The 12344-nt window shown below is 38.4% G+C and carries 13 protein-coding genes; 2 read left to right on the forward strand and 11 right to left on the reverse strand.

The annotated features are described in order from the left end of the window. Position 1: 1 nt before the first annotated feature. From PCI70_RS01525 to metK, 5 genes are all read right to left on the reverse strand, one after another. On the reverse strand, positions 2–472 hold the full coding sequence (locus PCI70_RS01525) for an Rrf2 family transcriptional regulator (RefSeq protein ID WP_269913584.1): 471 nt from the start codon (positions 470–472) through the stop codon (positions 2–4). A 66-nt stretch (positions 473–538) separates the two neighbouring features. Continuing rightward, positions 539–1183, reverse strand: a complete 645-nt coding sequence (locus tag PCI70_RS01530; RefSeq protein ID WP_269913585.1) for a hypothetical protein — start codon at positions 1181–1183, stop codon at positions 539–541. Positions 1184–1264: 81 nt separating this feature from the next. Further along, the gene (locus PCI70_RS01535; protein WP_269913586.1) at positions 1265–1861 is read right to left on the reverse strand and encodes a phosphatase PAP2 family protein; all 597 of its coding nucleotides are present in this window, start codon (positions 1859–1861) and stop codon (positions 1265–1267) included. Between the two features lie 59 nt (positions 1862–1920). Next, positions 1921–2070: a hypothetical protein gene (locus tag PCI70_RS01540; RefSeq protein ID WP_269913587.1), complete on the reverse strand. Its 150-nt coding sequence runs from the start codon at positions 2068–2070 to the stop codon at positions 1921–1923. A gap of 46 nt (positions 2071–2116) precedes the next feature. Continuing rightward, entirely contained in the window at positions 2117–3283 is a 1167-nt protein-coding gene (gene metK, locus PCI70_RS01545; protein ID WP_269913588.1) for a methionine adenosyltransferase, read from the reverse strand. 230 nt (positions 3284–3513) lie between these two features. Between metK and PCI70_RS01550 the strand changes: the two genes are divergently transcribed. Then, positions 3514–4701, forward strand: coding sequence for an aldose 1-epimerase family protein (locus tag PCI70_RS01550; RefSeq protein WP_269913589.1), 1188 nt, complete (start codon positions 3514–3516; stop codon positions 4699–4701). Positions 4702–4727: 26 nt separating this feature from the next. Here the strand turns inward: PCI70_RS01550 and PCI70_RS01555 are convergent, their stop codons facing one another. Further along, positions 4728–5420: a hypothetical protein gene (locus PCI70_RS01555; RefSeq protein ID WP_269913590.1), complete on the reverse strand. Its 693-nt coding sequence runs from the start codon at positions 5418–5420 to the stop codon at positions 4728–4730. 246 nt (positions 5421–5666) lie between these two features. Here PCI70_RS01555 and tkt point away from each other — a divergent pair, with 246 nt between their 5' ends. Then, positions 5667–7658 carry a transketolase gene (gene tkt, locus PCI70_RS01560; RefSeq protein WP_269913591.1) on the forward strand — a complete coding sequence of 664 codons (1992 nt, stop codon included), beginning with the start codon at positions 5667–5669 and terminating at the stop codon, positions 7656–7658. 17 nt (positions 7659–7675) lie between these two features. On the opposite strand, the gene PCI70_RS01565 is transcribed toward tkt, so the two are convergent. The 5 genes from PCI70_RS01565 to PCI70_RS01585 are packed head-to-tail and all read right to left on the reverse strand — an operon-like array spanning position 7676 to position 12211. Continuing rightward, positions 7676–8599, reverse strand: a complete 924-nt coding sequence (locus tag PCI70_RS01565; RefSeq protein ID WP_269913592.1) for a LysR substrate-binding domain-containing protein — start codon at positions 8597–8599, stop codon at positions 7676–7678. Continuing rightward, the gene (locus PCI70_RS01570) at positions 8596–9567 is read right to left on the reverse strand and encodes a sulfate/molybdate ABC transporter ATP-binding protein (RefSeq protein ID WP_269913593.1); all 972 of its coding nucleotides are present in this window, start codon (positions 9565–9567) and stop codon (positions 8596–8598) included. Before PCI70_RS01570 ends, PCI70_RS01565 begins: the two co-directional genes overlap by 4 nt. Beyond that, entirely contained in the window at positions 9564–10394 is an 831-nt protein-coding gene (gene cysW / locus PCI70_RS01575) for a sulfate ABC transporter permease subunit CysW (protein ID WP_269913594.1), read from the reverse strand. The genes PCI70_RS01570 and cysW overlap by 4 nt, the downstream gene beginning before the upstream one ends. After that, positions 10391–11197 carry a sulfate ABC transporter permease subunit CysT gene (gene cysT, locus PCI70_RS01580; protein ID WP_269913595.1) on the reverse strand — a complete coding sequence of 269 codons (807 nt, stop codon included), beginning with the start codon at positions 11195–11197 and terminating at the stop codon, positions 10391–10393. The genes cysW and cysT overlap by 4 nt, the downstream gene beginning before the upstream one ends. Before the next feature lie 9 nt (positions 11198–11206). Continuing rightward, positions 11207–12211: a sulfate ABC transporter substrate-binding protein gene (locus tag PCI70_RS01585; protein ID WP_269913596.1), complete on the reverse strand. Its 1005-nt coding sequence runs from the start codon at positions 12209–12211 to the stop codon at positions 11207–11209. Positions 12212–12344: the final 133 nt, after the last annotated feature.

Below are 12344 nucleotides of genomic sequence, written 5' to 3' on the forward strand. Positions count from 1 at the left end.
ATTATATACCTGTAGCCGCAAGTAACGAATCATATTGGTTTGAGTTTTGGCGAAGTGCAACGGTTTGTACATTTTCGCGCGCAAGCATGTCTGCCAATGTGATTTTTGCTAAATAGTCGGCAATGTGGTGAGAAAGGTCTCGCCATAAATCGTGAGTAAGACACATTGCACCGTTTTGACAATTTCCTTTATGGTCACAACGAGTTGCATCTACTGTTTCATTTACAGCTTCAATAATTTCTAAAATTGTAATGGCATCAGCGGGTTTAGCAAGGTGGTAACCACCGTTGGCACCGCGAACGCTCGAAACTAAACCATGTCTTTTAAGCTTAGCAAATAACTGCTCGAGATAAGCAACTGAAATGGTCTGGCGAGCTGCAATTTCGGCAAGCGTGATCGTTTGTTCAGATGGCTGCAAAGCTAAATCAAGTAGAGCAGTCACTGCGTAGCGACCGCGAGTAGTTAAGCGCATGATTCGATACACATGTTAAGACTAGATAGGTAAATTTTAAGAATCCTGACTAAAATAGTCAAGTTTTTAATTCATAAAATAATGATACAAAATTATGCCAAGTAATAGAACAATAATAATGCTAAAACTGATATTAATCAGTCGTTGTTGACGCTTTAAATTTTGTAAGCGATTACGGTATTTTTTAACATCTACTTGCAAAGAGTTAATTTTTGAACGCTGATAATCAATTTTTTCGAGTAAAGGCTGAATACGATTTTTTGAAGCAGTTACTTCGCTATTAGGTGATGATAGAAACCATTTATGCCAATCACTGAGTAAATGAGGCAGTGCAAGTTGTGAGAGAAGGTCTCTAAATTGGTCTTTTTCTTGTTGTGAACCATAAATTTTAATACCACGTAAACCACGCTTGTTACCCAATAAAAATGCTTGGGTATAGCCAAATAACGTACTGCTTATTTCTAACTGCGGCTTTTGAGTGGGTGCTTCACTATCAAAAAGTAAACCATGTGGAGTAAATCTGACATAAAAATTAAGATAAGGAATATATAAATTAACCTTAACAACGGTTTGTTGCTGTATAAAATACTGAGCGTGTTGTTTTACAACATCATCATGGCTAAAAATAAAGCTATAAAAAGTTTCTAACGCAATCATGCTCAAATTTAGCAACAAATGTGGCGATTTCTGATTTTGTTGCGTATTTTTCATTATATAAAAATCCTATACATTAAGAATTCCAACATCGACTTATTATAGCTAAATCTAAAGCGTGAATGTTGTAACGTATGTTTAACGAATGAAGCCTTTTGATACAAAGTATCCAAGCACATAATAATAAATATTTAAGGTAATTTTGAATAGATATATACCGTAATGTTGCCAAATACGATAACCCACCCAGTTAAGTAAAAACGCAAAAATAAATGCGCCAATCATATCAAATGGGAAGTGAACACCTAAATAAACACGTGACCAAGCGACACACCACGCTAAGCATAATAAAATACTTCCTGTTATTTTACGCCCAGAAAAAAGGTAGGAAAAAGCAACAGTGCTAAAAATGAGCATGTGATCGCTTGGAAAAGAGCCATTGGCAGCATGGGCAAGGTAGTTTTGTCCAATAGGCATAGCAAAAGGGCGTGGATGATAGAATAACGTAGAGATAAAAAAGCTAATGCTTAAACCAATTGCAGTAATCACAACAGCTTTTAAAGCACGCTCTTTCATCGCTTTATTACCTTGACACCACAAAAATGCAAGAAGCAAAGCTAAGATATAAAGTAGGTCTTGTGCAATAAAGGTTGCAACATGTATTGATAAACTAGAGGCATGAGGCGTGGCATTAATCAAAGAAAAAAGTGCTAAATTCACGGTTTCTAAGGGCATGACCACATCCTAGTCAACAAAAGTTCACCATGATAAGTGAACTTGCATTAAAACAATACTTAATTTGTTTGTTTTATATGCGGTTGCTTTTCTGTATCAGGCTTATTGTATGTATTTGGCACGAGTACGGTATTTTTATTTTCCGAATCTTTATATTTACGGCTACGGTTCGCACGTTCTCTAAAGCCACCTTTGTTAATCAGTTGCATATTTTGATCCTATAAAAAAGCCCGCATCGTGCGGGCTTTTATGTACTTACAGTCCGCTAGATTGGCGAAGTGCTTCAACTTTGTCTGTTTTTTCCCATGTAAAGGCATGGTCAGACCCTTCACGACCAAAATGACCATAAGTTGCAGTCTGTTGGTACATTGGTTGAATAAGGTCTAGCATACGTGTGATACCGTATGGACGTAAATCGAAATGCTCACGTACAAGTGCAATAATTAAAGATTCTTCAACTTTTGCTGTACCAAAGGTATTGATTGAAATTGAAGTAGGTTCTGCAACACCAATGGCATAACTCACTTGAATTTCACATTTGTCTGCTAAACCTGCAGCAACAATATTTTTTGCAACGTAACGTCCTGCATAGGCAGCCGAACGGTCTACTTTTGATGGGTCTTTACCTGAGAACGCACCACCACCGTGACGTGCCATACCGCCGTAAGTATCTACAATAATTTTACGACCTGTTAAACCACAATCGCCAACAGGACCACCAATCACAAATTTACCTGTTGGATTGATATGGAACTTGGTGCTTTCAGAGAACATATCTGCAGGAATAACAGGCTTGATAATCTCTTCAATGACTGCTTCTTTAAGCTGTGATTGACTAATCTCAGGGTCGTGCTGTGTAGACAGTACAACTGCTTCTAAACGCACAGGGCGACCATTTTCATAGGCAAACGTCACTTGGCTCTTGGCATCTGGACGTAACCATGCGAGTTGTCCGTTACGACGTAAAGTCGCTTGACGCTCCATTAAACGATGTGCATAAGAAATTGGTGCAGGCATTAAAACATCAGTTTCACGGCTTGCATAACCAAACATTAAACCTTGGTCGCCTGCACCTTGGTCTTCTGGTTTTTGACGGTCTACACCTTGAGCAATTTCTGGAGATTGTTTACCAATCATATTGATAACAGCACATGTAGAACCATCAAAGCCTAAATCTGAATGATGATAACCAATGCCATTTACTGTTTGGCGTACGATTGCTTCGACATCCACATTTGCAGTTGTTGTGATTTCACCTGCAAGTACCACCGCACCTGTTTTTACTAATGTTTCACAAGCAACCCGTGCATATGGGTCTTCTTTTAAAATCGCATCTAAAATAGCATCACTGATTTGGTCAGCCATTTTATCAGGATGACCTTCGCTTACAGATTCCGAAGTAAAAACAGCGTACTCGCGCATGGAAGTCCTATTAGAGTAAATTTAATTAACAGCGCTATATGTTACATCGACTACGTTAGAAGCACTAGAGCAAGTGAATAAAATTCTCGCAAATGTACTTTATTTTTAGTAAATTTCACCTATTGCATCTAAGACTTTTGGGTGAGAGCAGATTGCGTGTCAATTTCAAAAGGAATAAAATTAAGTTTGCATTAAAACATTAAAAAAACCACGCATATAGGGATATCCTCATGAAATATAAAAAGATATTAGGGTTAATGGCGGTTTCGGCATTGGCATCGGTTGCACATGCAAAAACTTATGTATTGACAGATGTAAATAAAGGAATTGAACAGGGTAATTGGCAAATTGCAGGTCAAAATTTTAAAGTCCAACAGCAAATATTGCATGGTGGTAAACAAGAGGGTAGTAAAGTAATTACCATTACAAGCCCAAATTTTAGCATTGCATTATCGCCAACGCGTGGTATGGGGTTACTTCATGCAGATGGAAATGGTGTGCATTTGGGTTGGAACTCACCTGTTAAAGAAGTAGTGAACCCCGCTTATATGAATTTAGAGAGCCGTAATGGTTTAGGGTGGTTAGAAGGCTTTAATGAAATGGTAGTGCGCTGTGGGTATGAATGGACAGGGCATCCTGTTACTGCAGATGGGCAAATTTATACTTTGCATGGTAAAGCACAAAATACGCCTGCTTCTTATGTAGAAGTCCAAATTGATGATCAAGCGCCACATGCGATTCATATACGTGGTTTAATCAAAGAAAGTACGTTCAAAAAAGCAGATCTGCAAACCATGACAGAATTGACTTACGTGCCGGGAGAGACATCATTTAAATTACATGATGTGCTTACGAACCAAGCAGACTATGCACATGATTATCAAATTATTTATCACAGTAATTTTAGCCAACCAATTTTAGAAGAAGGCGCACAGTTTTTAGCACCTGTGAGCGAGGTAAGTCCATTTAATGATTATGCGGTTAAGGGACTAGATACATGGAAAACGTATTTGGGTCCAACCAAAGGATTTGATGAGATGGTCTTTAATTTAAAACCGCTTGCAGATGCTAAAGGGCAGACTTTAGCAGCATTAATTAATAAAGCAGGGACAAAAGGTGTTTCTATTGAGTTTAATACGTCACAGCTTCCTGTTTTAACTCTTTGGAAAAATACAGATACCTTAAAACAAGGATATGTAACAGGAATTGAACCAGGTACAAGTTATGCTTATCCTGTAACCATTGAGCGTGCACAAAAACGTGTAAAACAATTACAGCCTGGTCAAAGTGTTACGTTTGATTTAACTTATTCATTGTTGAGTAATGCCAATCAGATCAAACAAACTCAACAACGTATTGATAGTATTCAGTCTAAACAAAAAGTAAGTGTTGTAAATACACCAATGGCAAAAGAATAAAAAAAGCGCCGTTAAGGCGCTTTTTTTTAGTTAGCGCGTTGCCAATCTTTTACTTCTTCTTTTTTATTGTGTAAGTAGTTTTTAGATTGGTTATATTTTTGCTTTGAAAAATCTTTGGTTTGCTGCGCTTTATGTTTTACCACTGATTTAGTCTTATCATAGCCATTTACTGTACCTTGTTTAGCGCGTGAAAAATCTTGCTTGGTTTTATTTTTTACTTGGTCATATTTACGATCCGTTGCTTGTTTAGCACTGTCGTACTTATTTTCTACACCATCTTTAAAGTTTGTTGAATGTTCAGATGTGCTTAATTTAGCATTGTTGTATTTATCGGCTGTTGCCTGCTTTAAGTCGCGTGCATCAGTCACGGTTTTATCTTTAATTTGATGATATTTTTGATCTGTTGCCTGTTTAGCACTGTCGTACTTATTTTCTACACCATCTTTAAAGTTTGTTGAATGTTCAGATGTGCTTAATTTAGCATTATTGTATTTGTCTGCTGTTGCTTGCTTTAAGTCATGCGTTTCAGTTACTGTTTTGTCTTTTAAATTTTTAGTGTCTTCAGCAATCGTTTGTCCAGCATGGCGTACATCTTGTTTTGCATTATCGTAATGTGTTGCAACATCACTTTTTAAAGTTTGAATATATGATGGGTTACCTTCAGCAAACGTTGCTGTAGAAAAAAGAGCACCCATAAGTAAAATTGTTGTCTTGTTCATTTTTCTTCCTTAATATACGAGGAAATTAACTTTAGATACCTATCTTGAAGAAAAACAACGCAATAAAAAATAATAAAAATGTATGTTTATGTTGAAAATAAGTAAATGAATTTATTCAATAAATCTAAATTTAGAGATTTTAATGATGATTTTGGACGAAAAAACCACCATTTGACTTTACCCCACCTCATTTTTTTAAGACAATACACGCGTTACTTCCTCAACTTGAATTTTGGACTCTGACCTATGACAACCCCTTTAAATGAACGTCGCATTGCAAACGCAATTCGTGTATTAGCTATGGATGCTGTTCAACAAGCGAATTCTGGGCATCCAGGTGCGCCAATGGGGATGGCAGATATTGCTGACGTCGTGTGGCGTGAATTTTTAGACCACAATCCGACTAACCCACAATGGGCAAATCGTGACCGTTTTGTACTTTCAAATGGTCATGGTTCTATGTTGCACTATGCTTTACTTCATTTAACTGGCTATGATTTATCATTAGAAGACTTAAAACAATTTCGTCAGTTACATTCTAAAACACCAGGTCATCCAGAATTGGGTTATGCACCAGGTATTGAAACTACAACAGGTCCATTAGGTCAGGGTATTGCTAACGCTGTTGGTTTTGCACTTGCAGAAAAAACGCTTGCAGCACAATTTAACAAAGAAGATTTAAGTATTATTGATCATTACACCTATACATTCTTAGGCGATGGTTGCTTAATGGAAGGTGTTTCGCATGAAGCATGTTCTTTAGCAGGTACGCTTGGGCTAGGTAAACTGATTGCTTATTACGATGACAACGGCATTTCAATTGATGGGGAAGTTGAGGGCTGGTTTAGTGACGATACTGAGCAACGTTTTAAAGCATATGGTTGGCAAGTTCTACGTGTAGATGGTCATGACACAGCGGTAATCCGTCAAGCAACGCTTGAAGCAAAACAAGAAACACAAAAACCAACGCTTATTATCTGTAAAACTGTGATTGGTTTAGGTTCTCCAAACAAGCAAGGTAAAGAATCTAGCCACGGTGCGCCGTTGGGTGTAGATGAAATTGTATTGACACGTACGGCATTAGGTTGGGCAGAAACAGAAGCATTTGCTATTCCTGCTGATATTTACAGCGCATGGGATGCTAAGCAACAAGGGCAAAAAAAAGAAGCGGCTTGGAACGAAGTATTTGCACAGTATCAAGCAAAATATCCAACTGAAGCAGCAGAACTTTTACGCCGTATGAATGGCGATGTGCCTGCTGAATTTATTGCTCAAGCAGATGCGTTTATTGCGCAAACAAACGAAAAAGCAGAAACTGTTGCAACACGTAAAGCAAGTCAAAATACATTACATGCTTTTGGTCCATTATTACCTGAATTTTTAGGTGGTTCTGCAGATTTAGCAGGCTCTAACCTAACCCTTTGGAAGGGTTGCCAAGGTGTACAGGATAATCCAGCAGGCAATTACGTATACTACGGTGTACGTGAATTTGGTATGACAGCGATTGCCAATGGTGTTGCATTGCACGGTGGTTTTATTCCTTACGTTGCAACATTCTTAATGTTCATGGAATACGCACGCAATGCAGTACGTATGTCTGCGTTAATGAAACAACGTGTTATCCATGTATATACGCATGACTCTATTGGTTTAGGTGAAGATGGTCCAACGCATCAACCTATTGAACAAATTGCATCTTTACGTAATACACCAAATTTAAATACATGGCGCCCTGCAGACACTGTAGAAACAGCAGTGGCATGGAAATCATCTATTATTCGTAAAGATGGTCCATCTGCTTTAATTTTATCTCGTCAAAACTTAGCATTCCAAACACGTACAGCCGAGCAAATTGCGGATGTTGCAAAAGGTGGTTACGTGCTTGCAGCAGAAAAGGGCGAGCTAAAAGCGATTATTATTGCAACAGGTTCTGAAGTTGAATTGGCAATGCAAGCATATGCACAGTTAGAGGGTGTACGTGTTGTTTCTATGCCATGTGCTGAAGAGTTTATGAAGCAAGATGCTGCTTATCGTGAGCACGTATTACCTACAAACATTCGTGCGCGTGTTGCAGTTGAAGCTGCACATGTAGACTATTGGTGGAAGTTTGTTGGTTTAGATGGCAAAGTGATTGGTATGAGCACTTATGGTGAGTCTGCACCTGCTAAAGCTTTATTTGAACACTTTGGTATTACAACACAAGCGGTTGTAGATGCAGTCAAAGAATTGACAGCATAACAATTAAAAGCCCCTTGCTAGAGGGGCTTTTTTATAGAGGCTTTTAGTGCTTCTAAATTGGTATCAGGTGAACAAAGTTTTATAAATTTATAACTATATTCACGTAATAAGCGTCCTTTACGAATAGCAATCCATGTTGTATTAAACTCAAATAAATTGGTTTTAATTGCAACTAAGTTGTGATCACGCTCTGCGTTATAAGCAATATGACTAATAATTCCAATGCCTAAGCCAAGTTCTACATAGGTTTTAATGACATCAGAATCTAAAGCAGACATTACGATGTTTGGTGTTAAGCGAGCATCAGCAAAGGCTTGGTTTATATTGGTGCGTCCTGTATAGCCTTCGTGATAAGTTACAATAGGGTAGTTGGTTAAATCGGCTAAACTTACTTTATCTTTTAAGCTGAGTGGATGATTTTTTGGCACAATAATAGAATGTTGCCATGTATAGTAGGGTGTTCCTGTTAGTAGTTGTTCTTGAGTCAAGGCTTCTGTAGCAATGCCAATATCTACTTTGCCTTGTAAAAGTAAGTTTACAATTTCGTTTGGGCTTGTCTGTTGTAAAACAAGATGCACATTTGGAAATTGTTGTTTAAATTTTTGAATAATGGGCGGTAAGACATAACGTGCTTGCGTATGGGTGGTAGCAATTATAAGCTCTCCTTGGTTGATAAGCGTAAACTCATCCACAATGCGTTTAATATTGTCGGCATCAATTAAAACTTGTTCAACTGTTGGAAATAAACTTTTTCCTGCTTCGGTTAAATCGAGTAAGCGTTTGCCTTTTCGTATAAATAATTGCACACCCAGTTCTAATTCTAGCTCACGAATATGTTTACTGACATTTGACTGTGAGGTTTGTAGATGTTGCGATGTTTCGGTCAAATTAAACTGTTGTCTGACGGTTTCACGAATAATTTTAAGTTGTTGGAAATTCATGCGAACTCCTTTTCAAACGTATGCAATTGTTTGGCAGTGACCCACACTTTTTGTAAAGGCAAAAATTGCTGTGCTTCTTGTTGAGTGACAATGACTTCAATAGTGTTTTGTTGCGTATCGTTAAGTTCTGCAATAATTTTGCCTGCAACCCATAAATGCCGAATAAACGTTGCTTCAATTGCCTGTGGTGTATGCTTAGTATGAATTTGTAACTCGTGTGGGCGGGCATAGCCATGTTCAAATTGTGTGGCTGCACCTAAAAAGTTAAAAACAAAAGGTGTGGCAGGTTGTTCATAAACCTGTTGCGGAGAGCCAATTTGTTCAATATTTCCTTTATTCATCACTACAATTTGGTCTGCAACTTCAAGTGCTTCTTCTTGGTCATGGGTCACAAAAATAGAGGTAATGTGTAGCTCATCATGTAAGCTTCTGAGCCAACGACGTAATTCTTTACGTACTTGGGCATCAAGTGCACCAAAGGGTTCATCCAGTAGTAAAACACGCGGTTCTACTGCCAAGGCTCTTGCAAGTGCAATACGTTGGCGTTGCCCACCTGAGAGTTGTGCAGGGTAGCGATCTGCTAAAAAATCTAACTGAACAAGCGATAAAAGCTCATGCACGCGAGTTTTAATCTCACTTTCTGATGGGCGTGTTTGGCGTGGACGTACACGTAAACCAAATGCTACGTTATCAAACACACTCATATGTTTAAAAAGAGCGTAATGTTGGAAGACGAACCCAACTTCGCGTTCACGCACATGGGTTTTGGTTGCATCTGTACCCGATAAAATAATTTGCCCTGCATCGGGTTGTTCTAACCCTGCAATAATGCGTAAGAGCGTGGTTTTACCACAGCCTGAAGGACCGAGTAGTGCGACCAGTTGCCCTTCGGGAAAATCTAAAGAAATATGATTGAGTGCATTAAATTGCCCAAAATGCTTTTGAATGTTTTTGACTTGTATACTCATGGGGTATCCTTTTTGTGCTCAATCCACGTTTTAATGAGCAGCGTAAAAATGGCAAGAAATGCAAGTAAGGAAGACACCGCAAACGCTGCACTGTATTGGTAGTCGTTGTATAAAATTTCGATATGAAGAGGAAGCGTATTAGTTTCGCCACGAATGTGTCCTGAAACGACTGACACGGCACCAAACTCTCCCATAGCACGTGCATTACATAAAATAACGCCGTAGAGTAAACCCCATTTAATGTTGGGTAAGGTAATTTTCCAAAACGTAGTCCAACCTGATGCACCTAATAAAATGGCAGCCTCTTCTTCTTCTGTACCTTGCGATTGCATTAAGGGAATAAGCTCACGTGCAACGAAAGGAACAGTGACAAAAATAGTTGCAAGCACAATTGCAGGGGGTGCATACAAAATTTGGATATTATGATCTTGTAACCATTGTCCCCACCAACCTTGCGTACCAAAAATAAGCACTAGCATTAACCCTGCAATCACAGGCGAAACAGAAAATGGCACATCAATAAGCGTGGCAAGCAGTGTTTTACCTTTAAATTGAAATTTGGTGATTGCCCAAGCTGTAGCTGTGCCAAATATGACATTAAGTGGAACCGCTATGACGGCAGTAAGTAATGTCAGTTTGAGCGCCGATCGGGTATCGGCATCAACCAATGCATGAAAGTAGACGTCTAAACCTTGTTTAAATGCTTCAATAAAAATCAAAATTAACGGTAATAACAGCAAACCGATAAAAACCACTAACATCATTGTAATTAGAAGATAGCGAACAAATGCAGGTTCTCGCGTTGCACTACGTTGTTGTAAACTCATGCTGTTCTCCCCAAACGGCGATTAACACGGTTTTGTAAAAGATTAATGGCAAGCAGCACGGTAAAAGAGAGCAATAGCATAATCACGGCAATAGTCGTTGCACCTGCGTAGTCGTATTCTTCTAAGCGAGAAATAATTAACAGTGGGGCAATTTCGGTTTTATAAGGTTGATTGCCCGCAATAAAAATAACAGACCCATATTCACCGACACCACGTGCAAACGCTAAAGCAAATCCTGTTAAAATGGCAGGCACTAGTGTAGGAAAAATCACATAACGAATGGTTTGCCAACGTGTGGCACCTAAAGAGGATGAAGCTTCTTCAAGTTCAGTTTCGATATCTGCTAATACAGGCTGAATCGTACGTACAACAAACGGTAAACCAATAAAAATAAGTGCAAGCGTAATACCTGTAGGGGTATAAGCGACATTAAATAACCAACCATTGGCAGAATAAATAGACGTGAGTGCAATGCCTGCCACTGCTGTAGGTAAAGCAAATGGCAAATCAATTAAGGTATCAATGAGCTTTTTGGCAGGGAAGTCATAACGTACCAAACACCATGCCGTAAGGGTGCCTAACAATACATTTGTGAGTGCTGCACAAAACGCCGTACTAAAGCTTAAAAAAAGTGCATGTAAAATTCGTTGGTCTTTTAAAATATCAAGTAAACCATGCCATCCAATACCAAACGATTTTATAAAAACTGCAGCAAGTGGAATAAGCACAATAATAGACAAGTAAACCACCGAATAGCCTAAGGAAATATTAAATCCTGGCAATACAGTACGGGCATTTTGCATAGCCATCTCCTACTGCTGATTTGCCTTGATAATTTGGTCAAAAATACCGCCATTATCAAAGTGAGTTTTCTGTGCTTTTTTCCAACCGCCAAATTCTTGGTCAATGGTGACTAATTTAAGTGGTTTAAAAACAGTGCTATATTTTTTTAAAATCCCAGGATTGCGTGGGCGGTAATAGTTTTGGGCAATAATATTTTGTGCAAGTGGTGAGTAAAGGAAGTTTAAATAGCCTTTAGCCACCAAGGTATTGCCTTTTTTCTTCGCATTTTCATCAACTAGTGCCACTGTAGGTTCTGCTAAGATAGATAGTGATGGCGTAATAATTTCAAATTGTCCGGGTTGTTCTTTTTGAGCAAGATACGCCTCATTTTCCCAAGCAATTAACACGTCACCAATCTTACGTTCTGTAAAGGTTGTGGTAGAACCACGCGCACCTGAGTCAAGCACTTTGGTATTTTTATAGATTTTACGGACAAATTCTTGTGCAGTCTGATCATTACCATTTGGTTGATGCTTTGCCCATGCCCATGCAGCTAAATAGTTCCAACGTGCACCACCCCCTGTTTTAGGGTTAGGCGTAATAATCGCCACGTCGGGTTTAACCAAATCATTCCAATCACGAATATGTTTTGGGTTGCCCTTACGCACTAAAAATACAATGGTAGAGGTATAAGGCGTTGAGTTTTGAGGCAGTCGCTTTTGCCAATCAAGTGGTAGTTTATGGGTTTTTTCTGCAATTGCATCAATATCTGCGGCAAGTGCAAGTGTCACTACATCTGCATTTAAACCATCTATTACAGCACGTGCTTGTTTGCCCGAACCACCATGTGATTGTTTAAATGTAATAGTTTCACCTGTTTTTTGCTTCCAATACGTGCCATAGGCTTGGTTAATAGATGTATATAATTCACGAGTTGGGTCATAAGAAACATTAAGTAGTTCTTTGGTTGTTGCAAGACTTAAAGATGACCATGTAAGTAAACCTGAAAGTACAGCAAATTGGATTTTATTCATTTTTTTATCCAGTTGGTTGAATACAAAAAAGAATAACCATATTCATTTTTAAACAAAAATAAGAAAAACAGCGTGATTTATAAGAAAAGATTATTTATATAATTGGCATAAGTTATGCACTTTTTGATCTAAA

The sequence above is a fragment of the Acinetobacter sp. HY1485 genome (assembly GCF_027568475.1).
Taxonomy (GTDB): Bacteria; Pseudomonadota; Gammaproteobacteria; order Pseudomonadales; family Moraxellaceae; genus Acinetobacter.